Raw genomic sequence first — 21,613 nt, 5'->3', positions numbered from 1 at the left:
CCAGCCCGGTGCACGAGTGACGGCGCGGGTGACCGCGGCCGACGGCGGCGCCGTCGCCGGGACAGTGCGGTTCGCGTTCGGCGAGAAGAACGTCGACGCGCGCGTGGTCTCCCGCGACGGCGCGTTCGTCGCCGAGGCCGTCGTCCCCGATGTCGCGGGCGAGGTGCGGCTCTCCGCTGCCTACCAGGGCCTCGACGTGCTTTCGGCTTCGGCGTCCGTGCCGGTCGACGTGCGCGTCGGCACCGCCGCGGCACCGCGGGTCGACGGCACCGTCTCGTCTCGCTGCGTGGCCGGCAAGGTGACCTTGATGCTGAAGGTGACCAACACGGGGTCCGTCCCCGTGTCGGTGACGGCGGCCGGCACGTACGGGACGAAAACCTTCTCGGCTCTCGGGGCCGGCAGCACCGCGACCGCTGCGTTCTCGACGCGCGCGGCGGCGATCCCGGCCGGGTCGATGTCGCTCCGCGTGGACGGCAACGGGCCGACGCGGGAGCTGACGGTGCCCATCGAGGCGCGAGTGTGCTCGTGATACCTACTAACCGAGGAAGTGGGCGCCGGCCTTCCGTAACGTGCCTCCCACGTCCCCGCTGCTCATCGACGGGTGGCGCCGAGAGGACAGATACAGTGAACTCCGTCCCGACGACCCCTCGTCGCGTCAGACGTTCCGCAACCAGCGGCACCGACTATCCAACCTCCACCGCGAGCCCTACCCGCGTGCCCGATGCCAGGGTCACCCCGTGACCGCGCGACGGACGTCGCGAGCGTCCACACGTCGCTCCTTAGGAACGACACTTTCGACACGCATCCTCACAAGCGCTGTCGTGGCCGCCGCCCTCGTCGCGACTACCGTCGTCGGCACCACGAGCGCCTCGGCCGCATCGGCTATCCGTTCTAACAGCACCTGCGTCACAGGTGGCTGGAGCACCGATCCGACCGTGACGAGTATGCCGGCGGAGCGGTACACCACCGAGCACTTCTCGTTCCGATGGACGAGTTCCGAGGTGTCACAGGCCCACGTCGAGAGTGCCGCGGCGAGTCTCGAGTCGTACTGGTCGACGTACCTCAATCCCTCCGGCATCGATTTCCCGGCGCCGTTCTGCGAGACCACCACGAAGCGCCGGGTCAATGTGCATCTCGACCCGACCTTCGGGTTGACGGGCGGCGTCACCAGCGAGGGTGCGATGGGGATGTGGATCAACTCCGGTGCGTACGCGGATCACCACGGCCTCGCCCACGAACTGGCACACGCCCTGCAGGGTGCCACCCGTGGGCTGCGTGACAACCCGTATGTGTGGTGGATGTGGGAATCGCATGCCAATTGGATGACGCACCAGCTTCCGGAATTCTTAGGTTAGAGAGACGCCAGAACGTGCCCGTCAGGCCGTGTTCGCGGTGGGGCAGATGCCCGCGCCGTGCCACGACCAGCAAGCACGAACGCGGATCTAGGGCGCCTCAATACTGAGGCAACCCATGCCCTATCAGCCGCAGCATCGACGACGTTCAGGGACAGAGGCTGATGTGAGTCTGGTTGCACTGCCAACGCTCCGAGAAGCTGACTACTGGTCTGGTTCAGTAGGGTCGCGGTTCGCCACGCCCCCGTTCGACCCGCAGCGTCCACGATCATCCACGAGGAGGAATCGGGCAGCTGCGCAATCCGTGCAAGTCGAGTTCACGACCGCCCACAGCAGGCGCCCGACGGCGCTTGTCCAGACGTGCTATGGGTTCGGGAGGTCGCCGCTCACGCTCGACTGGTCGCGCTTTGTCTTCCAACGGCGGTAGGTCAGATCGAACGCGAGCCACGCAAAATAGATGTGTCTAAGCATGCCGACCGCCCCGAGCTGCAGTGACCGCGGTGGGAAGTGGGGTGGCGTCACCGCTTGCGAACCGGGTCGGTCCGCACTGCAAACACCCCGCCTCCTTCACTGGATCGATCTCCACCATGTCGTCGGTGAGTGGGTGATACATCACCCAGTGATCAGGCGAGACGTGCTTATCGACGAGCCTGCTGATGGTCATTAACCAATCATCGACAGCGCGCGAGGCTGCGACCGCGTTGAGGGTGATGACGCTCGGAGCGTAAATTTCCTCATCGTCTATGTACCGCTGGCGACGACGCTGCTCGGGGTGCGTGGCCTCTTGCGTGAGTTTCCACGCGGGGATAAGGCCGTTGCACTGCAAGCATCCGCTTCCGGGCAAGCTCATTCGTGACACCGAGAAGATGTCGCTGATTTCACCGTCCTTCACGCTCACCTTCGCGCCGACCTGCGTATTCGGGATCAGGTACTGGTGGGTGATCGAGTTGACCAGACGTCGCGCCAAGGCGGAATCCGCAGCGAGGAAGATGTGATCACAGTCGGTGAGCAGGTTCGCTGTCTCCGGCTCCAGCACCGACCGCGGCACCACAGTGACGCGCACGTAGGAGGACGCCTCGAGTGCGACGCGCGCAGCGATCCTCACCTTGAACGCCGCGAACCGCTCCCCCATCGACCGAAGAAACGCCGGCCGACGCGGATTACGCAACCACGCCAGCGCGTCGGTGCGTCGCGCACCAACGACCCGCGGCAGGTTGGTCGAGTCGATACGGTCGGGGTCGATGAGCACCAGTTCCCCGACGCCGAGGCGAGCGAGGTATTCCGAGATCAGCGAACCCGCTCCGCCCAGACCTACGACCGCAACCTTGGACCTAGACAGGATGGCTTGCCCTCGATCACCAAAGATCCGGGTCTGGCGGTCATACCCGGCGTCCGCGATGGCCGCCGGCACGGGTTCAGGCGTCAGCTCAAGCTGAGGGCGGCCCACCACTCGAAGGTGGGAGATCTCCACCCGCTCTCCCCGGTTCAACCAGACATTGCCCGCGACCGCGCCGGCGGCGAAGACGAGGGCCCCTACGGGGACGCCGTCGTTGATGTCTAGGAGCGCAGGATACCCGCGTTCGTGCGAGGCCCTATCGGTGCCAGAGAAACCGACCGTGTTGGTTCCGCCGTGGTTGTGCACGGCCATGTATGCGAGCCCTTCTTCGGCGCAGACGTCGATGTTGTCGGCAACGAACTCTGCGGTCAATTTCCGGTACCCGCGGTCCCCCTCGACGTAGTCCGAACCATCGCGGGCGAGGACGACATCGCGCACGAGGAGCCGGTTGCCGCGGGCGCTGCGTGCGATCCCGCATCGCAGGACAGCGCCGTGCTCATCCCGGTCTCCCGGGAACAGGTGGCCCCGAAGCACGGCCCACTGTTCCCCGGTCATGGTCACCGACCAAGGCGAGTTCACTGCTCCCCCAGCCATCGAAGAACCTTCAGCGCCTTGGTCGCCGCAGTATCGACCGCGGGGTTCAGCCTGTTGCTCCGCCGCGAGAGCTGCATCGCAGGCACACCGCCATCACCGTACGCGCCGACGGAGAAACCCACACCGTGACCGTGGCCGTCCTTGCGCTGGAGGTCGGCACGGACGAAGTGCGGGTAGACGTCGGCTTCCGGGTAGGGGAACGTGATCTGAAAGACCAGCCACGATGTCGGCACGGTGTAGGCGGTGCCGATGGGCACCTCCTCGATGGTGACCCATGCACCGCCCTGACCATCCGGCACGTACGTCACGTTCGTGTCGGGGAACGTGTCTCGGAGCTCTTCGATGGCCTCAACAACGGTGCCTGTCGGGGTCATGAGTTGTCATCTCCGTCAACGGCGCGGAACTCGTCACCAGCCTGGACGCGGATCTGCTCCTCGTCACCGACCGGCTTGTACTTCCGTTCGGTTTTGCGCGACAGGAGGAACCCCGAGCCGATGGCGACGTTCTGCGCGATGGCAGCATCCTTGATCTGCTGCCCGGTGTGGCGGACGCCCTGCAGCACCACGGTCTGACGGTTGACCGTGATCCGGATCTCACGGTTCTTCAGCGGCTTCGTGAAGAACCTGTCGCCGTCGGTGATGCGGACAAGCTCACCGTCCTGGATGCGGTCGTCGATCTCGTCGACGATGTCCTTCCAGATGCCGTGGTCCTCGGGGACCGGCGGCTGTGGGACCAGGCGCAGCTGGTCTTCGGTGATGATCGCCGAACGCACCTGGTACTCGACCTCGTCGATGACGATGGTGCGGGCGCGATCCGTGTAGAAGCGCATGCCCTCCTCGAGCAGCAGGGTTTCGGCCGCGCCGACGGGGTGGTCCTGCGCATCGTCGAGGTCAAGCCAGATGTGCTCGGCGTGGGGTTCGACGAGTTCGCACAGCTGCGCACCGGTGACCTTGCGGTTGGGGACGACGATGGGCTGGCCATCGAGATGGACTTCTGAAGGTGCCACGGGCTCTCCATTCTCTTGGTGTGGTGGGGGTGTTCCCACGCAAAAGAAAGAGACGGGACAAGTCGAGATTCGTCCAGCCCGGGGCTACGCGCATTCCCTACAGTCGTTCGAGCCGACGTCGAACTGGCTCGTGTGCTTCACCAGGAAGCACGTGTCGCACCGCCTCTCGGTCGGCTCAGAGCAGTTGCAATGCCCCTTCGGGCACTTCGGCTCGTTGCAGGTGAAGCAGCGGACCTTCACCTCGAAGTTGCGTCCACAGGTGTCACAGTCATGCCACCGGGAGCTGGCTCGTGCGGCCGTGAAATCGCGCGGCGGCGAGTATGTCCGCCACGGCGCCGCCTCCTCGACCATGACCACCATCAACCGGTCCCCGACCCACGCCGCCTGACCGTAGAGCTGGTTGGACGAATGACCCTTCTGATACCAGATCTGCGCATCGTCGCGCGTCCATACCTTGAAAGCACTCGGATCATCCAGCGCGGCGCGGATCAACGGATTCCTGCTCTGGTCGCTTTGCTTGGCCGGAGGGAACACCGAGCCGCGGGCAGCAGCGAAGGTGACGATGCCCGCATTGTCCACGACTGCGACAGCGCCGGATGCTTTGAACAGTCCGATGAGGCGGACCGCGATGGCGGCACGTGAGGCGTTCGACGCCTCGAACAAATCGACGGCGGTCTGCGCGGTGGGGCCACCGAACGCCACGCACGCCTGATCGACCATGTCGTCGGGGAGGAGCACGCTGGCTGCGAACGCATCGCAACTGCCGTCTTCGAACGAGACGCGGTCTTTGCGCTGAACTACCGCTCGCCCCAGATCGAGGTTGGTGCGCTGGATGTGGTGTCCGAGCTCGTGAAGGAGCGTGAAGTGCTGTCGGCGCTTGGACATGGACTCGGTGACGATGAGCGTCGGCGGCGACGCGCGGTAGCCGCCGGCCACGGAGCACCCCAGTTCCGAATCGCCGGGTACGACCTCCGGCACCCGCAGAACGTTCACTTCGGGGTGGGCGCTCAGGCTCGCGAACGCGTCGAGGGTGAGATCGGAGATAGATCCACCGGCAACCGTCCATGCGGTCTTCATCGCTTCTGCCTGTGCGGTCACTCCCTCGATGTAGCGCGGCATCAGTCCTCCTCCCCCGCGAGGAGCGTCTCGAGGCGTTGACGCCAGATGTCGCGCCCCTCCCCCTGTTGGCGCGTGGCCAGCTGATAGGTGTCGTAGCCCAACCGCAACCGGCTGGCCTGCTCGTCCCCATCGACTGCGCGTCGCCGGATCCGTGGTCGCCATCGCGGTTCTTGCAGCTCGCGGACGAGGTCCGCGGGTAGCGGCTCGACTGCGGTGAGAATTGCCGTGCTGGGGATGCCCGAGACCTCGCTGAGCATGTCCGCCTCGGATACGGAGATCAACTCGGTGCCGAACAAGATGTCCATCGCTCGCGACTGGGTGCACGAGAGGGTGTTCATCACCACACCCAGGTCGATGTCGATGCGCTCATCGCTCGAGGTCGCTGTCGAGGGTTCGAGCCTGGGTGCTTCCTCGAGCGTGTCTACAGCCTCGAACAGTTCCTCGATTCTTGTGGTGCCGGACTCGGCCCGGGAGCTATGGCTGGTCGCTGCTGCCTTTCGAGTGGCCTGAAGCAGCGTGGGCGCAAGGGTCGCGAGCAGAGCGTCGAGGGAGGCAAACGGGATCCACAGCGCGTGGGACGGGAAGATGCTCACCGCTGTGGCGAGCTCGATGTCTGCCGCCTCGATGATGACCGCGGCACTGTTCGCCACGCCGGGCTCGACGCTGGCGGGGTAGACGTGAGCGAGCGCGGCCTCATCGTCGACCCGCTCAATCAGGACCATCGCGTCGGCGTGCGCCCACGTCGCCTGACGCAGCTGCCCCACCGCAACGGCGGGCGTGGATTTTCTTGTAAGGAACTCTGGAATCGCGAAATGCGCGGCGAGTTCGAACCAGCGCTCGGCGGCGTCAGATGGCACGTGTGTTCTCCCTGTCTGCTGAATCAGACGGGACAGATTCCGAATCGTCCAGCACGAGCCGGAGGAGGGACGCTACGACGTCTCTGGCCTCGGGGCCGTCCCCCGCGAGGTCCTGCAGGTGCATGCGAAGGCGTCCACGCGCGTTGTAGGCCGAGCTGCGGGAACATCCGAGTTCCGCGGCGAGCTGTTCAATGTCATCGCGGAAGCGGATCACCGTCACGTCCTCCACGGAGAGTTTCGAGAGGAGCGTGAAAGCAAATCGCTCGGCTCGGATCATCTGAGCGGTGTTGAAGACCGAGTCGGAGGCTTCTTCCGTGTCCGTAACAGCGTCCCAGTTAGCATCAGGGACGGGCTCCGGGTCAGAACCCACCTGAAGAGCCGCGGGGAACCGATTGCCACAGATGACAGTCATCTCGGCAACGTGCATTCGACCCGCCACGAGGAGCAGTTGGCGCAGCAGCTCTTCCAACTCCCCATGCCTGCCGAGCCAGACCCCACCGTCCGGCCTGCCGATCACCTCGATCTTCGAGCGCGCTGCCACATCAGCCAGATCCTCATGAGTGTGCGGCCGATCCTCGTCCGTCTCATCGGTGAGATACCAGTGGCGAGCGACTTCCGAGGCTGAAAACTCCGACGAGCGTGAGAGCCTTTTCTCAAGGCGATTGCGCAAAGCGCCAAACGGTAGCTTTCGTGCTGCACTGACTAGCCAATTCGTGGCCCAGCTGCGCGTGATGCGCTCGGCAGCGGCGTCATCAGAAGCAGCGAGAATTTGGATCACGTACGCCTGTCCCCGGTCCGCAAAGAAGGTTTGTACGAGGTCGGCGTCCGACTCCCTGCTACGCAGGGCCGGAAAGCTCCGGAGTACGGAGCCAAACACGCGGACCATCATGTTCAGAGCTAACGGCCCGATTTGTCCGAGCGCCAGAGCTTCGTCCCTAATGTGTGTCGTCGACACGAGTCCCCCTCGAGCCCGCAGTATCGATGGCGCGCGGCCCCCACCGCACCACCAATGTAAACGGCTCGAAGTCGCGGGCACTGCACCTACGCCATCATGACCGTGTCGCGGCTTAGTCGTCACCATCTGCGCAGAGACAATCCCCCTGGATCGATACAGCGCCTCACAACGCTTGACTTGCAGCCGTTGATGGGCGGACGCCCGCCGAGAATGCTCACCGCAATCGCCAGGTAGACGTATCCAGTCATGCAGTTCCGAGCCGCCGTGGCTCGGATCTGTGTGTTCAGTGGTCGTCTTCGTCCAATGCGAGAGCGGCTCCCTGCCGCTTCGTCCAGCTTGACCGCACGAGACGGCGGCCGACACGGATAACGGCTGCGCCGTGCCACCGCTCCCCCACTCGGGGCCTCGCCAACCATCGGCGGCGCCGGGCATGTTTCACGGTGTGGCAGCCCAAGCAACGACCGTGCCCGGCGACCGGCGCGAGAACTGAACTTAAAGTGACCATTTCCATGGTATAAAATAAAGTGATTCTGTCGGATTTGCGCTGATTACGAGGGAGACATGTGAACGCCATGAACGGACTTGGGGGAAGCGAGTGGTTCCGGGCTCGGTTCGGCGAGGCCGCACCCGCCGTGGCAGAAGCTCTCGTTCGGGCGGGCCGATCCGCGCACGACACTTCCGCTGACACCAAGGCGACGAGCGGCTTGCGCACGGACGAACCGTACGGTGCGACCTTCTGGCAGGTGCTCGCTCTCGGCGTTGTGGAGGAGCTCGCTGAGGTCCAGAACGTGCGCAAGATCCGCCCAAAGGGCAGCCGCTTCTACCTGCCCGTCGTCGGGGGGACCACCATTTACGCGGCGAAGTGTGCCTCGCAGTCCGGCCCCGAGGCTGATCGCCTCGTCATCCGCTGGTCGCAGTTCCGTGACGAACTGCTGTCCGATGTCGAGCGGCGCCCGGAGGAGTACCTCCCCCTCGCGGAGTGGCAAAACGACGAGGACGCCGAAGAGCTTGCCTCCCCTACATCTGAAGCTGAGGCTGTCGTGCTCGTCGCTTTCGTCGCAAGTGATCGTGCTGGCCTCGAGCGGATCCATATTGGCGATGGCTATCTCGACGCTCATGGTGCCGTGATCTGGGTACACCAGGAAGAGTTGCCTGTCGAGGCTGCGATAGACCTCGATGCGGCCAACGAGGCGAGCGAGCCACGTCGCTTCGACGAGGCGCCGATGAAGACCCTGGATATGGGTGTGCGTGGCGACGACGATGACCTCGCAGCGGGTAGCAAGTGAGACCGGTCTCGGGAGGGGCGCCGACCGCGAACCCAGCTACCGTCGCGCGCACGTTCGACCCCGAGCGGCTGCAACAGGCCCGGCAGCTCGCTCTGCGGACGAAGCAGGATGTGGCGGAAGCAGTCGGCGTGTCCGCCGCTGCCATCGGCCAGTTCGAGTCAGGCATCACGCCGCCGCGAGCAGACACGCTCCAGAAGCTCGCGGGGTACCTGAAGGTGCCGGTGGGATTCTTCGCGGCGGGACGGCCCCGGGTACGGCTCGAATCCGACAACGTCTACTTTCGGAGCCTGCGAGCCACGACTGCTCGACAGCGTAAGAAGGCGATCTCCTACACAGAACAGGTGTGGGAGCTGGCGAACGCGCTCGAGCGGCACGTGCGATTCCCAGCCATCGACATTCCCGGGTTCGCTGGCGGGGAGATCGCACCAGGCACGTTTCCTTCGGACCCCGCAGCCGCCGCAAGGCATCTACGGGAGGCCTGGAGTATGGGCGATGGGCCGGTGCCCCAGGTTGTCAGGTTGGCGGAGTCGAAGGGGATCGTTGCTGTCCTCGTCCCAATGGTCGAGGACGAGGTGGCCCGCATCGACGCCTTCTCCACCTCAGCCTTCAACCGACCCGTCATGGTGCTCTCACCGGACCGCGCGGACGATGTTTACCGCCATCGGTTCAGTGCCGCACACGAGCTCGGTCATCTGGTGCTTCACGGCGGACGAGTGGCTGGCACCACTGACATCGAGCGGGAGGCTGACAAGTTTGCTGCTGAGTTCCTTACCCCGCGCGCTGCGATGGAGACTCGGCTGAAGAGCCGGTTGGACATGGCCGATGTGCTGAAAGTGAGTCTGGAGTGGGGCGTGGAGCCGAAGTCGGTGATCTACAGAAGCCGTGAACTTGGGAAGATCTCCGACGCGACCGCACGCCGAGGCTACATTCGCCTCAACCAGGTCGGCGTCGTGCACGAGCCGGTCGCGCAGTTCCCAGGCGAGTTTCCCTCGTTGCTGTCGACGGCTGTCGAACTCGCGGAACAGCGCGGCGTGACAATCCCGGAGCTCGCTGCGGAACTTGCGTGGACGCCCGCGCACGTCCGCCGCATGCTCGGCGCACAAGACGAACGCCCTCGGCTGACAATCGTCGATTAGGCACGCAAAGAAGGAGGCAGCATTGGCAATTCCAGTCGTACTTCCCTCGCTCCGGTGGCGAAGCAAGAAGGAGGCCCGCGCGGCGTTCCGATTCCTTCACACGGGCGGACCATACGCACCGTATGACCGGATCACGGACCCCCGTCATGACCTGATGCTGAGGGAGCTCCTGGATCTGCACCCCGACGCGAAGGAGAAGATCGGCGACGGCGTCGAGCACTTCTTCGTCGGTCGTACCAGTGATGGCGACAAGTTCAACGTTCGACCTGACGCCACCGGAATCTGGATCGAGCGAACAAACGGCGAAAAAGTCGACTTCAGCTACAACACCTGCATTGACCAACACACGCCCGAATTGGACGCGAAGGAGGGCTTGCGCCTCGCTGTGGAGGACCGCCGACTGGACTACCGCGAAGCTCGGATCACAGACGGATCGTTCGCTAGCGACATCTCCGGCGTGACGTTCGCCGAGCGTCAGGACGGGTACGTCATCTATGACGAAGCCCTCGTGGGGTCAACTCACGTTTCGGTTCGCCGAGAGCGAGGGCGGCTGGGACCAGATCCTCGTCGCTTCTGGCGACGGCGGCGTACAGATCGGCAGCCATCTCATGGATGAGGGAGTCCACACGAGGTGGCTGGCCTTCTACGACAAGCACGCCAAGATGCGGCTCGCGACTGCGAGCGAGGCTAGCGCGCGTCCGCGTCCCCCGCAGGACGCCTGGACGACATAGGGAGAGTATGGGTCTCGCCGAAACTGTGAACGCTTCCGCACGGTGGCGCGCGGTACGGCATCGACATTGAGGAACAGAACCGGCGCTGCAACGTTCTCGTCCGCGTAACGGATCGCGCCACTACAGCGCGCAGCCTCCTCGAAAGCCAGGCGGAGGATGGATGTTTGTCGCGCGGCTCGCCCTCACGACGCACAGAGGGACAGCGAGTGACGTTCGCGCACTCGCAGCATCGACCCCGCGTGTTAGGCCTCAGGTTTGGGCGCTCGCTCGATTTCTTCGGCGAATGCACGAGCGATTGTAGCTTCATCGGGTAGTGCCTTTTGCGCGTCTTCGGCGAGCTCGTAGCGGCTCACCGCGACGGGCTGGTTCGTTGAAGCGAGTGCGTACCGCACCACTGTGTCATTCTTGCCGGCGACGAGAAGGATGCCGACAGTCGGTTGATGCTTGTCCCGGATGCGCAGACGGTCGTCGACGACGGCGACGTAGAAGCCGAGTTGACCGGCGTCCCGGGGATCAAAAGTGGTGGTCTTTAACTCGATAACGACGTACCGAAGCTGTTCGACGTGGAAGAACAGTAGGTCCACGAAGAAGTCGTCACCGTCGACGTCGAAGTGCACCTGGCGTCCGACGAAGGCGAAGCCTGGCCCGAGCTCGTGCATGGTCTCAAGGATGCGGTCGATCAGACGTTGCTCGAGTTCGCGTTCAGAGGCGTCGCTGCCGATGGCGAGGAACTGTAGAGCGTACGGGTCCTTTGTGAGTTCCTGTGCCTGGTCAGAGTCTCGTTGTTCTAATGTGCCGGCGAAGTTGCTCGGCGCCGCAGCATCACGCTCATGTAGCCGAGAGGTGATCTGGTGCGCGAGTACCGCACGGCTCCACCCGTGGTGGGCGTCCTTCGTGGCATACCAGTCGCGCAGTTCGGGGTCATCGAGCTTGTCGAGAAGCTCGATAACGTGCCCCCACGGCAATAGTCCAACGGGGCGTTGGACTATTGCGGTCGGGTCAGGCCACGCCTCCGCGAACCGCCGCATGTAGAAGAGGTTCGCGCGCAAAAACCCTTTCATCGACGGGAATGCGTCGCGCAAATCATCGGCGAGGCGCGTAAGAACCTTCGTGCCCCAGCCTGATTCTACTTGCCGGGTGAGTATAGTGCGGCCGATGGTCCACCACAGCTGTAGGAGTTCGTTGTTGGTCGTGCGCTGAGCACGGAGGCGGGAGCTTTGGACCTGGATCTTCAGCTCGTCGAGAGTAGATGCATACTCTGCCGACTCCATCTCGGTCATCCATCTAGCTTCTCACCGAGGAAGGGCTGACGACGCATGGGCTTCGGTGCCATTTCGGCTGCACTCATCAGACGCTGGGCTGCTTGTCGGGTGGGAACAGGTGCGCCGGCGGCTGTCGGTCCGGAAGCGGATCGTTGACTTGGTTCTCGTCCTTCGAATCTGCGAAGGGACCGTCGATGGCGAGTAGGGCTGTCATGTGCGGGGCGGCGTGGTTGATCCACCATGCACTTGTGCCGAGGCCCGGGTCGAGGCGTGCGGCCTCCCACTCTCGCCACAGCGTTTCAAGGCGCTGCACGGCCTCGTCGGTGTTCCACCACTCGGCTCTCCACCTACCGGTGCCGGTGCCCTTCGCTGAGACGCGGCGGCGGTAGGTGAACCGCCAGTATTTGCGCAGCCACTCGTCCACCGACCCGTAAACCGTCTCCGCCTCCGCCTCCGTCTCCGCCTCCGCCTCGACGTCGACTTCCTCTTCTTCCGCCACGGCTGGGGGCTCGAATGCGCGTTCCACAGCCGCTGCCGCGCGCTCTTGGAGCATGACAACCCGTTCGGGCGTGAGAGCGTCGCTCAGCGCCTCCTTGGCGAGGTTGGTGACGTGCTTGGTGACGACCGCGTTCGCGGCCTGAGTCACGATCGCGTCGATGTCGAGCGCGCCGAGGGCGTTCTCCACGGCGGAGCCCATGCCGTCCACGACCCCGAGGGGGCTCCCCGTTGCCGGTGTCGTGGCGTCGAACTCGTCGGAGTCGAGCGGGTCGATGTCATCCATCGGTGCGGTCCTTCGCGTCCGCGCGTTCCATCAGCGCCCGCATCGAGGAAGCCAGGTCGACTGGCGCGGCCGCGGCCGCGGGCACCGATGCGGGTGCGGGTGCGAGGTCGACCGGCGATACCGGCGCCGACGTCGAGGCCGTCACGACGGACGACGCCGCGGGAGTGGCCGCCGGGTCGTGAGCAGCGATCGACGCCTTGATCGCCGCGACCTGATCCTTCGCGCCCTCGTACCAGGGGACCGTGCGCAGTAGCGCTGCCCGGGCGCCGGTGGAGAGCATGACCGCGCGGCCGCGGGGCATCGCGCCCAGCTCATCGACGGTCAGGATGCGCTCACGCTTGAGCGCCGTCGACGTCGACCGCACGCCCTTGTTGTAGCTGGCCGAGGTCGTCTCCCGGTCGTAGTCCCCGACCAGCTCGGAGACGTTCTGCAGGAAGTCGTTCTCTTTGACGCTGCCGAGGTACAGGAACGCGTTCGACGCGCTCCACAGCTTGAGCATGCCTTCGCGGCCGAACACGGCCACGCCCTGCGACCAGGACTGGAACACCGACATGATCGGGATGCCGCGGGAGCCGAAGTGCGAGTACAGGTCGGGCAGATCCCGCCACCGGCACACGTTCGCCGCCTCGTCCAGGATGCCCACCAGCGGGGTCCGCAGCCGCCCACCGGGTGAGGTGTCTGCGAGGTCGGTTGCCGCCTCGAGGGTGGCGGCGGTGAGAGCGGTGACGAGGGGGCCGGCGGTGCCGGCGCCCTCCTTGGACAGCGAGTACAGCGTGCCGCGGCCGCGCACGAAGTCGGCGGCATCGAACTGCGGGCGGGGGTCCGACGCTCCGCGCGGGTTCACCCAGTCAGCGACCTGCGTGTTCTTCAAGCACGCGGCCATTTCCTGCCCCGTCGAGTACACCGATCCGCGCAGCTTGTCGGTGGACTGAATGATGCCGAGCACCGCGTCACCGATCATCGGGTAGCCGCCGTCTCGCAGCAGCCGAACCGGTTCCTCATCGGTGGAGTCGGTCAGCCACGAGAACACCTGTGCGATCGGGCGTCCGCCGACCGCGGCCGCGAGCAGCATCCCGGCAAGGAGGTTCTGACCGGCGCTGTCGAAGAACGCATCCGTCTTGGCATCCGTCGCCCGGGAGCCGGACGCGAAATACTGCGCCAGCTTCGCCGCGCGGGTGTCGTCGGTGACATACGACAGCGGGTTCCACCACCACGTCGCGTCCTCACGGGCCACCCCGTGCACGGCCGCATCAAGGGCGAGGCCGCGTTCCGCCGGTACGTTGCCCGCGCCAGCGACGAGCTGCGCCAAGCGAACTACACCGTCTCGGCCGTCGATCTCATCGTCACCCCGACCCGCACCGTCGAGGAAGTCATCCTCTCCACCGACGGTCCGAAGGGACGGGTCGACCTCCCGATAGCGATCGTCACCGACCGCGGCCCCGGCGGCCTCGTCGAAATCCGCATGTACTTCAGCACCTGGCCCATCACCGGCGAACACGCCATCCGCCCACCCCTACTCCAGCACGACCCGAACGTCCACGAGAAGGGCGCAGTCGGCGACTACCAGCGAGCCCTCGCCGCAGGAGACCTCGCCGCGACCCTCGCCGCATTCGAACCCCAGGCAACCGTCCGCGAACCCGCCGGAGGCGAGTACACGCACACCGGCACGGCAGAACTCACCGAGCTCTACACCCTGTTCTTCTCCAACGGCGGCGGCATCCCGCTCGAGCACTGCACCGTCCCCGATGACGGCCGCGCCTGCGCATTGGAATACAACGTCACCCAATGGGGACGCGCCGCGATGCCGCCCGAAGCAGGCGTCGCCGTCTACGTTCGCGGCGCATCCGGCAAACTCATCGCCGCCCGCATCTACGACGACTCGAACCCACCCCTCCACCGCCCAGACCCGTCCTTTGCGGGGTGCGTGCTTTAGGAGCAGGTTCCCGAGGCGCTTCACGCCAGCGGTGCGCAGGGCGTCTGGGGAGGGGTGCTTGCGGAGCAGGGCGAGTATCGCGGGGTGATCCAGGCGGGGGCCGATGACGCGTTCGAGGGCGGGGTGGATCTGGGTGAGCAGTCCGCGGATGCGGTTGCTGACCTGGGTGATCTGCCCGGCGAGGTCATCATCGAAGCCGCAGAGCATCGTCAGTTCCGCGACCTGCTCGTCCGCGACGGCGATGGAGCGGAGCGTGTGGGGCATCGTGCGGGCGGTGTCGGCGATGATCGCCGCGTCTCTGGCATCGGTTTTCGCCTCTCCGGGGTGAAGGTCGGCGATGCGTCGCATCACCAGCCCCGGCAGATAGCCGACGCTCGCGCCTGCGGCTCGGGCGACGGCGACGGGCAGGGCGCCGACGGTGGCTGGCTGGTCGACGACCAGCAACACCGGGCCATGCTCCGCGAGGTCAGCGATGATGTGGCGCAGCCGGGCTTCGTCCTGCGGCAGTGCCCGATCCAGTAGGCGCTTGCCCGAGCGGTCGAGGGCGACGGCATGGTGCTCGCTCTTGCCGACGTCCAGCCCGACGAACACCGCGATCCTGTCATAGCCGGCGATGGCTGTGGTCATGATGCTTCTCCGTTCTCTCGCGCGAACGGCAACCAGAGGGCGGCATGTCCCGGCATCCACGTTACGAACGGCCTCGCCAGCGGGCGGGTCGAGCTCCTATCAGCGATCACACACCGCCAACCAAGCCCGGCGACAACACCCCCCAGATCATGAGCGACAGGGGGCAGGGAACCATACCGGGCCCGGCAGGCTGCCACCGCTCAGCATGCCGCCAAGCGGGTCACGAAGAAAGTAACCGGGGGGCACCGGCCACGCCAGGCAAGTGCGGCGTCGCCGCTCCCATTTGAGGTTGGCACCGGACAGCTCGACTCCCTCGTCGCCTCGATGTTGCCGCTAATAATATTAGTATCCCAGACGATGCCGGAACCTGCTTGCTAGTGTTAAAATTGTCTCGGATATTGGGACTGCGGTGTGCAGGCACGATCTGATGGCTCGACCCGGCCCATCGTTACCCGCGGCACCGCGCCCACCAACGCCAACATCCCGACTGAGGTCCCCCTACCGGACATCTCCTTGGACGGGTCTGCCGGGACTGTAAATGTTGCCGCTTCGTGGCGGTACTCTCTCGGCGCTGCGTGACGGGTTCTGCCTACGCGGGCGTGTGGCTTTGAGTCCAGGCGCTGGGTGGCGCCGTGAGGGCCCCGTCACCGGTGCGGAACGACTGGAGCATGTAGTCGCCGAAGCGGCGCCAGGCATCGGGGGCATCGTGGCGGGTGCTGCGGACCAGCCCGGCGTTCGCATGCTGAAGGAGCAGCAGGTCGCTGTGGTCGAAGGCGGCTCGAACAGCACCAGCCTTCTGGGTCCGAGTCACGAGCGTGAGGGAAGCGTGGAAGGCGCGGCGCAGTTCGGTGCGGAAGAGGTCGGTGCCGGTGCCGGAGAGGAGGACTTCGCTGAAGGCGAGGTCGGTGGCCTGCTGTTCGAGGATGAACAGGACCCAGTCGCGAAACGCCTCCCACGGCCGTTCGAGAACGGCAGCGGCCGCCTCTTCGGTGCGGTCTGCGTAGCGGCGCATCTTCTCCTCGAGCACGACGGCGACCAAGTCGTCCACGGTGGGGAATCGGCGGTAGATCGTGCCGATCCCGACGCCTGCCGCGGCCGCAATCCTCTCGAGGGTGACGCTGGTGCCCTCCTCGGCGAACACGGTGCCGGCGGCGCAGATGATCGCCTGCCGGTTCCGCTCGGCGTCGGCGCGCAGGGGCCTGGTCGTTTCGGTCATGACATGCATTCTAGCTATGTGGAATAGATCCTCCACTCTGTGGTTACACGTAACCGGAGCGAACGCTCCACATGGCTACCTCCAAGAAAGATCACGAATCATGAAGGTTTTCGCGCTGAACGACTCCGACCAGACTCCCGAGGTCACCGAGGTCGACCTGCCCGAGCCCGCCGAGGGCGAGGTGCGCGTCCGCGTCCGTGCGGCGTCGGTGAACGGCTTCGACCTGTCGGTCGCGAGCGGCCGACTCAAGGGGATGATGGAGCACTCGTTCCCGGTGGTCCTGGGTAAGGACTTCGCCGGCGAGGTCGACGCGCTGGGCGCCGGTGTCGAGGGCTTCGCGGTCGGTGACCGGGTGTTCGGTGTCGTGATGAAGGCGACGCTGGGTGACGGCTCGATCGGTGAGTACGTGACTGTGCCGGTCGCGCTGGGCATCGCGAAGCGCCCGGAGAGCATCGACTTCACCGACGCCGCGGGCCTCGGGCTCGCCGGTACCGCGGCTGTCGACGCGTTCGACGCAGCGAACGTTACGGAGGGCCAGGTCGTCCTCGTCGCCGGTGCGACCGGCGGAGTCGGCCAGCAGGCCTTGCAGCTCGCCGTCCGCGCGGGCGCCGAGATCATCGCCACGGCCTCCTCCGAGGAGGAGATCGCCCTGGTCACCAAGCTGGGTGCCGCGCACACGGTCGACTACAAGGGCGATGTCGCGGAGCAGGTCCTCGCGCTGCGTCCCGAGGGCGTCGACGCGATCCTGCACTTCGCCGGCGCACCGATGCCGGTCGTCCCCGCGGTAAAGCAGGGCGGCGTGTTCGTCTCGACCCTGCTGCAGAGCTCCGCGGACGTGCCCGCCGAGGGCGTGAACGTCGTCTCGATCTACGCGTCCCCGACGGCCGACACCCTCGACCGCATCGCGAAGCACCAGGCGGAGGAGCACACCACCGTCACCGTGCAGCGTGTCTACGAGCTGGACGAGGCCGGTCAGGCGTTCGGCGACTTCGCCGCCGGCACTCTCGGCAAGCTCGTCATCTCCACCAACGCGCCCCCCCATGGTGGGGGGGGCCGCCGGGCCCCCGCGACACCTCGAAAGGCAACAGGCCATGGAACTCGGCGTCTTCTCGCTCTCTGACATCTACCCCGGCAGCCCCGACACGGCGGCATCCCGCACCGCGGACATCATCACCTACGGCGTTCTGGCCGAGCAGCACGGCCTTGACGTCTACGGCATCGGCGAGCATCACACCCGCGCGTTCGCCGTCTCCTCACCTGCCGTCGTCCACGCCGCGATCGCCCGCGCCACCAGCCGCATCACGCTGACGACGACCTCGACTCTGCTGCCGATTCTGGACCCCGTGCGCCTGTACCAGGACTTCGCGACCCTCGACCTCATCAGCGGCGGCCGCGCCGAGATCGGCGCCGGCCGCAGCGCCTTCGCCGAACCGTTCGCGCTGTTCGGTGAGGACATGGCCCAGTACGACGCTCTCTTCGCCGAGAAGCTCGAGCTGCTGCTGCGCCTGCGCGAGGAGGACACCGTGACCTGGCAGGGCCGCTTCCGCGCCCCGCTGCACGACGCCGAAGCGAACCCGCAGCCCGTTGGGCCCCTGCCCGTGTGGGTCGCCGTGGGCGGCACGCCCTCGTCCGCGCTGCGCGCAGGACGCCTCGGACTGCCGATGGTGCTCGGCCTCATCGGCGGGACTCTTGATCACGCCAAGCGCCTGATCGACCTGTACCGCTCCGCGGGCCGCGATGCCGGCCACTCCGACGACACGTTGAAGGTCGGCATCACTAGCCACTTCTACATCGGGGAGACCCAGGAGCAGGCGTTCGAGGACTTCTACCCCTACTACCACCGCTACCTCTCACCCGAGACGAACGGCGGCCGCGGCTTCTACGTCGACCGTGCCCAGATGATGCAGATGGCCGCCCGCCGCGGGGCGCTCATGGTCGGCGGTCCGACGCAGATCGCCGAGAAGATCCTCGACCTGCGCAGCGAGCTCGGCGTCGACCGGTTCCTCGGCCAAGTCGACCTCGGCGGTATGCCCCAGCAGATGGTCCGCGATTCCATCGCCCGCTTCGGCGACGTCGTCGCCCCCGCCGTGCGCCACGTCATCGCCCGCTGACCCCACCACTTCACGAAGGACACCTCGCATGAACGTCACCGTCTTCGGCGCCACCGGCGCCATCGGCTCCCTCACCGTCGACGAGCTCCTGGACAACGGGCACACCGTGACCGCCTACGCCCGCAACCCCGCCAAGGTCCCGCCCTGGTGGGACGGCTGCGTCCGCATCGTCATCGGTGAGATGTCCGACGCCGCCGCGATCGACTCCGCCGTCGACGGCGCCGACGCCGTGGTCAGCGCTCTCGGACCCAGCATGGATAGAAAGGCCACCGGCCTGCCCCTGGTCACCGGCACCCGGCAGATTCTCGCCGCGATGCATCGCCACACCGTGCGCCGCTACATCGGCCAGGGCACCCCGAGCATCGCCGACCCGCTCGAAAAGGAGACGATGCAGACCCGCCTGGTTTCCTTCATGGGACGCACGCTCCTGCGCCGCGCGTACGACGAACTGCTGGGCATGACCTCCCTCATCCAGAAGGCCGACGTCGACTGGACCATCGTCCGCTTCACCGCCCCCAAGGACGGCCCAAAGACCGGCAAGATCCGCGCCGGGTTCTACGGCACCGACAAGACCGGCTTCCCGATCACCCGCGCCGACATCGCCGCGTTCACCGCCGCCCAGGTCGACTCCGACACGTACCTGCGCCGCGCGCCCGCGATCAGCAACTGACCCTCTCCCGCTCCGACGTAAAGGCCCTGCCCTCATGGACATCGCTCTCTGGATCGCCTCCGGACTCCTCGCCGCCGCCTACATCGCCGCCGGCGCCACCAAGACCCTCCGCCCGAAGGAGCAGCTGACCAACCTGCCCTGGACCAAGGAGTACTCCGCCGGCACCGTGAAAGTCATCGGAGTCGCCGAGCTGCTGGGCGGCATCGGCCTGATCCTGCCCTGGCTCACCGGCATCGCCCCGGTCCTCACCCCGATCGCCGCCCTCGGACTCGTCCTCGTGCAGATCCTCGCCGCGATCCACCACCTGCGCCACAACGAAGCCAAATCCCTCCCGATCAACGTCGTGCTGCTGCTGATCGCACTGTTCATCGCCATCGGCCGCTTCGCCCAGCTCTGACTCGCACTCCCGAAAGGACCCCTCTCATGACCATCGCCATCCTCGGCGCCACCGGCAACTTCGGCGGCGACATCATCAACGCTCTCCTCACCCGCGGCGTCGACCCGACCGACCTGCTCGCCCTCGGCCGCGACACCATGCGCCTGCACCACTTCACCGACCGAGGCCTGCGCACCGCCGCCGTCGACGTCACCGACGCGTCCGCCACCGCCGCCGCCCTCGCCGACGTCGACACCCTCCTGCTCGTCTCCGTCGGCGCCCCCGGCCAGGGCCTCGCCCTGCGTACCGCGGCCGTCGACGCCGCGAAGACCGCCGGTGTGAAGCACATCCTCTACACCTCCGCCCTGAACGCGCCGACGACGTCGTTCGTCCTCGCGGCCGAGCATGCGGCGACCGAGGAGGTCATCACCGCCTCCGGCATCCCCGCCACCTTCGCCCGGATCGGCTGGTACACCGACAACCTCCGTCAAGACTTCGAGGGCGCCCGCGAGAGCGGCGTCATCGCGAACAGCGTCGGCGACGGACGCCTCGCCACCGCACCGCGCAGCGACATGGCCGAGGCGATCGCCGTCATCCTGACCACGCCCGGCCTCGAGGGCAAGGTCTACGAGCTGTCCGGCGACACCGCCTGGAACTACACCGAGTTCGCCCAGACCGCCGCCGACGTGCTCGGCACCCCCGTCAGCTATCAGACGCTCACCCCCGAACAGGAACGCGAGATGCTCACCGGCTTCGGCCTGGACGAGCAGACCGTCCGCTTCCTCGGCGTCCTCAACGCCGGCATGCGCGAGAACAACCAGGCCGCGAGCAACGGCGACCTCGCCCGCCTGCTCGACCGACCCACCACACCGCTGGCCGACACCCTCCGCAGCTGGAAGTAGCCCCACCACCCCGGACAGCCCTCCGACGAGCCGTCCGCCCTGAACCGGGAGGGATGCGACAGCCCACCGCATCCCTCCCTTCCTCCCACTCTCAGCAAGGAGCTCGGATGTCCACGACATCCTCCCGCGGCACCATCGGCATCATCGGCGCCGGCAAGTCCGGCGTCGCCATCGCCCGCCTGGCCCTGACCGCCGGCTACACGGTGAACATCGCCTCCTCCGGCCCCGCCCACGAGACCGCACTGATGACCGACATCGTCAGCCCCGGCGCCCACGCAGTCGACCTCGCCGACATCGGCGACGGCGCCGACCTCCTGCTCATCGCCGTCCCGCTGCGCCGCTTCCGCGACCTCCCCACCCACCTGTTCACCGGCCGCACCGTCATCGACGTCATGAACTACTGGCCCCCGATCGACGGCGCCCTTCCCGACTTCGCCGACACCGACCGACCGTCCAGCGCGATCATCCAAGACGCGATCCCCGACGCGTTCGTGGTGAAAACCTTCAACCACCTCGGCTACCACCAGATGGACGACCTTCCCCGCCCCGAAGGCACCGCCGACCGCATCGCCCTCGGCGTCGCCGCGAACGACTCCGCAGCGCTGACGCAAGTGACGGATTTCGTCAACGCCGTCGGATTCACCCCAGTGTCCATCGGCCGGCTTGAGGACAGCTCGATCCTTCAGCCAGAGACTCTTCTCTTCGGCGCCGCCCTCACCGCCGACGAGCTCGCCGGCCACCTACCCGCAGCCGTCCACTGACCCGCGCCCACCCCGCCACGCAAGAGAAGGGCGATCGATGACCCGACACCCCGCCCGAGCGACCACGAAGTGGTACCACTGGGTCCTCGCGCCGCTCTCCGGCGCGCTGCTCTCCAACGCCGTCCCGCACTACGTCAACGGCTTGTCCGGGAATGAGTTCCCCACCCCGTTCGCCGACCCGCCCGCCGTGGGCCTGTCCTCCCCGGTCACCAACAGCGTCTGGGGCGTCACCAACCTCGCGGCCGGCTACGCACTCCTGCGCTACACCCGCTCTCGCACCGGCAGCACCACCGCTCTCCCCATGGCCGTCCTCGCCGGCGCCTTCGCGTTCAGTGTGTTCCTCAGCCGCACCGTCAGCGCGCAACTCCCCCCCGCTGGTCCGCAGCGAACGCCACTAACCGACGCTCACACGCGCCTACACCCCCGACCGAAGGCGGTTTTCCCGTGCCGAGGAGGACGACATGGCGGATTTTGGAGCACTCGGGGGTAAGGCCGAGGATCTCGCGAACAGCGAGAAGGGCGAGCAGACCTCTGATGCGGCAATCCACAATGATGGCGATGCGGCGCGCTCGGCCACCGGCGGCCAACTCGACGACAAGATC

General features: G+C 66.4%; 22 protein-coding genes and 2 pseudogenes. 13 read left to right on the top strand and 11 right to left on the bottom strand.

Translation table 11 applies throughout. The features are described 5' to 3' along the window. A pseudogene (locus RWP81_RS03430) lies at positions 1 to 529 on the top strand (hypothetical protein); the annotation flags it as partial. A 415-nt stretch (positions 530 to 944) separates the two neighbouring features. Beyond that, on the top strand, positions 945 to 1,355 hold the full coding sequence (locus RWP81_RS03425; RefSeq protein WP_314452277.1) for a DUF6055 domain-containing protein: 411 nt from the start codon (positions 945 to 947) through the stop codon (positions 1,353 to 1,355). 460 nt (positions 1,356 to 1,815) lie between these two features. Here RWP81_RS03425 and RWP81_RS03420 read toward each other — a convergent pair whose 3' ends face one another. The 6 genes from RWP81_RS03420 to RWP81_RS03395 all read right to left on the bottom strand — a co-directional run bounded on the left by RWP81_RS03420 (position 1,816) and on the right by RWP81_RS03395 (position 7,219). Beyond that, positions 1,816 to 3,243, bottom strand: a complete 1,428-nt coding sequence (locus RWP81_RS03420) for a ThiF family adenylyltransferase (RefSeq protein ID WP_314452275.1) — start codon at positions 3,241 to 3,243, stop codon at positions 1,816 to 1,818. 20 nt (positions 3,244 to 3,263) lie between these two features. Continuing rightward, complete coding sequence (locus tag RWP81_RS03415; RefSeq protein ID WP_314452270.1) at positions 3,264 to 3,656, bottom strand: hypothetical protein; 393 nt, start codon at positions 3,654 to 3,656, stop codon at positions 3,264 to 3,266. Then, entirely contained in the window at positions 3,653 to 4,288 is a 636-nt protein-coding gene (locus RWP81_RS03410; protein ID WP_314452269.1) for a multiubiquitin domain-containing protein, read from the bottom strand. The genes RWP81_RS03415 and RWP81_RS03410 overlap by 4 nt, the downstream gene beginning before the upstream one ends. An 84-nt stretch (positions 4,289 to 4,372) precedes the next feature. After that, positions 4,373 to 5,407: an ImmA/IrrE family metallo-endopeptidase gene (locus RWP81_RS03405; protein ID WP_314452268.1), complete on the bottom strand. Its 1,035-nt coding sequence runs from the start codon at positions 5,405 to 5,407 to the stop codon at positions 4,373 to 4,375. Further along, on the bottom strand, positions 5,407 to 6,264 hold the full coding sequence (locus RWP81_RS03400; protein WP_314452266.1) for a hypothetical protein: 858 nt from the start codon (positions 6,262 to 6,264) through the stop codon (positions 5,407 to 5,409). The genes RWP81_RS03405 and RWP81_RS03400 overlap by 1 nt, the downstream gene beginning before the upstream one ends. Next, positions 6,254 to 7,219: a hypothetical protein gene (locus tag RWP81_RS03395; protein ID WP_314452264.1), complete on the bottom strand. Its 966-nt coding sequence runs from the start codon at positions 7,217 to 7,219 to the stop codon at positions 6,254 to 6,256. Before RWP81_RS03395 ends, RWP81_RS03400 begins: the two co-directional genes overlap by 11 nt. 563 nt (positions 7,220 to 7,782) lie before the next feature. On the opposite strand from RWP81_RS03395, the gene RWP81_RS03390 reads away from it, so the two are divergent. From RWP81_RS03390 to RWP81_RS03380, 3 genes are read left to right on the top strand one after another with little or no spacing between them, the layout of a single operon-like run. Then, positions 7,783 to 8,505, top strand: a complete 723-nt coding sequence (locus RWP81_RS03390; protein ID WP_314452262.1) for a hypothetical protein — start codon at positions 7,783 to 7,785, stop codon at positions 8,503 to 8,505. Then, on the top strand, positions 8,502 to 9,641 hold the full coding sequence (locus RWP81_RS03385; RefSeq protein WP_314452260.1) for an XRE family transcriptional regulator: 1,140 nt from the start codon (positions 8,502 to 8,504) through the stop codon (positions 9,639 to 9,641). Before RWP81_RS03390 ends, RWP81_RS03385 begins: the two co-directional genes overlap by 4 nt. A 22-nt stretch (positions 9,642 to 9,663) precedes the next feature. Further along, a complete protein-coding gene (locus RWP81_RS03380) occupies positions 9,664 to 10,257 on the top strand; it encodes a DCL family protein (RefSeq protein ID WP_314452258.1) in 594 nt (197 codons plus the stop codon). A gap of 357 nt (positions 10,258 to 10,614) precedes the next feature. Here RWP81_RS03380 and RWP81_RS03375 read toward each other — a convergent pair whose 3' ends face one another. The 3 genes from RWP81_RS03375 to RWP81_RS03365 all read right to left on the bottom strand — a co-directional run bounded on the left by RWP81_RS03375 (position 10,615) and on the right by RWP81_RS03365 (position 13,649). Continuing rightward, complete coding sequence (locus RWP81_RS03375) at positions 10,615 to 11,652, bottom strand: PDDEXK nuclease domain-containing protein (RefSeq protein ID WP_314452255.1); 1,038 nt, start codon at positions 11,650 to 11,652, stop codon at positions 10,615 to 10,617. A 67-nt stretch (positions 11,653 to 11,719) separates the two neighbouring features. Next, the gene (locus RWP81_RS03370; protein WP_314452253.1) at positions 11,720 to 12,415 is read right to left on the bottom strand and encodes a DUF4913 domain-containing protein; all 696 of its coding nucleotides are present in this window, start codon (positions 12,413 to 12,415) and stop codon (positions 11,720 to 11,722) included. After that, a complete protein-coding gene (locus RWP81_RS03365) occupies positions 12,408 to 13,649 on the bottom strand; it encodes a TraM recognition domain-containing protein (RefSeq protein ID WP_314452273.1) in 1,242 nt (413 codons plus the stop codon). The genes RWP81_RS03370 and RWP81_RS03365 overlap by 8 nt, the downstream gene beginning before the upstream one ends. Positions 13,650 to 13,652: 3 nt before the next feature. On the opposite strand from RWP81_RS03365, the gene RWP81_RS03360 reads away from it, so the two are divergent. Next, positions 13,653 to 14,348: a hypothetical protein gene (locus RWP81_RS03360; RefSeq protein WP_314452278.1), complete on the top strand. Its 696-nt coding sequence runs from the start codon at positions 13,653 to 13,655 to the stop codon at positions 14,346 to 14,348. Here RWP81_RS03360 and RWP81_RS03355 read toward each other — a convergent pair. Together RWP81_RS03355 and RWP81_RS03350 are read right to left on the bottom strand one after the other, a co-directional pair. Beyond that, a pseudogene (locus RWP81_RS03355) lies at positions 14,307 to 14,975 on the bottom strand (IS110 family transposase); the annotation flags it as partial. The gene RWP81_RS03360 and the pseudogene RWP81_RS03355 sit on opposite strands and share 42 nt — an antisense overlap. A gap of 589 nt (positions 14,976 to 15,564) precedes the next feature. Further along, complete coding sequence (locus RWP81_RS03350; protein WP_314452250.1) at positions 15,565 to 16,191, bottom strand: TetR/AcrR family transcriptional regulator; 627 nt, start codon at positions 16,189 to 16,191, stop codon at positions 15,565 to 15,567. A gap of 100 nt (positions 16,192 to 16,291) precedes the next feature. On the opposite strand from RWP81_RS03350, the gene RWP81_RS03345 reads away from it, so the two are divergent. The 7 genes from RWP81_RS03345 to RWP81_RS03315 all read left to right on the top strand — a co-directional run bounded on the left by RWP81_RS03345 (position 16,292) and on the right by RWP81_RS03315 (position 21,501). After that, positions 16,292 to 17,311, top strand: a complete 1,020-nt coding sequence (locus RWP81_RS03345; RefSeq protein WP_314452248.1) for an NADP-dependent oxidoreductase — start codon at positions 16,292 to 16,294, stop codon at positions 17,309 to 17,311. Further along, on the top strand, positions 17,283 to 18,302 hold the full coding sequence (locus RWP81_RS03340; RefSeq protein ID WP_314452246.1) for an LLM class flavin-dependent oxidoreductase: 1,020 nt from the start codon (positions 17,283 to 17,285) through the stop codon (positions 18,300 to 18,302). Before RWP81_RS03345 ends, RWP81_RS03340 begins: the two co-directional genes overlap by 29 nt. A 28-nt stretch (positions 18,303 to 18,330) precedes the next feature. Next, positions 18,331 to 18,972 carry an NAD(P)H-binding protein gene (locus RWP81_RS03335; protein ID WP_314452244.1) on the top strand — a complete coding sequence of 214 codons (642 nt, stop codon included), beginning with the start codon at positions 18,331 to 18,333 and terminating at the stop codon, positions 18,970 to 18,972. Positions 18,973 to 19,006: 34 nt separating this feature from the next. Then, a complete protein-coding gene (locus RWP81_RS03330) occupies positions 19,007 to 19,369 on the top strand; it encodes a DoxX family protein (RefSeq protein ID WP_314452242.1) in 363 nt (120 codons plus the stop codon). Positions 19,370 to 19,395: 26 nt separating this feature from the next. Then, on the top strand, positions 19,396 to 20,250 hold the full coding sequence (locus RWP81_RS03325; protein ID WP_314452241.1) for an NAD(P)H-binding protein: 855 nt from the start codon (positions 19,396 to 19,398) through the stop codon (positions 20,248 to 20,250). Positions 20,251 to 20,357: 107 nt separating this feature from the next. Further along, the gene (locus RWP81_RS03320; protein ID WP_314452240.1) at positions 20,358 to 21,011 is read left to right on the top strand and encodes an NAD(P)-binding domain-containing protein; all 654 of its coding nucleotides are present in this window, start codon (positions 20,358 to 20,360) and stop codon (positions 21,009 to 21,011) included. Positions 21,012 to 21,048: 37 nt separating this feature from the next. Continuing rightward, a complete protein-coding gene (locus tag RWP81_RS03315) occupies positions 21,049 to 21,501 on the top strand; it encodes a hypothetical protein (protein WP_314452238.1) in 453 nt (150 codons plus the stop codon). Positions 21,502 to 21,613 lie beyond the last annotated feature (112 nt).

The sequence above is a fragment of the uncultured Microbacterium sp. genome (assembly GCF_963521695.1).
Lineage (GTDB): Bacteria > Actinomycetota > Actinomycetes > Actinomycetales > Microbacteriaceae > Microbacterium.
Note: the sequence above shows the minus strand (reverse complement) of the source record. Positions and strands in the feature narration are given on the sequence as shown.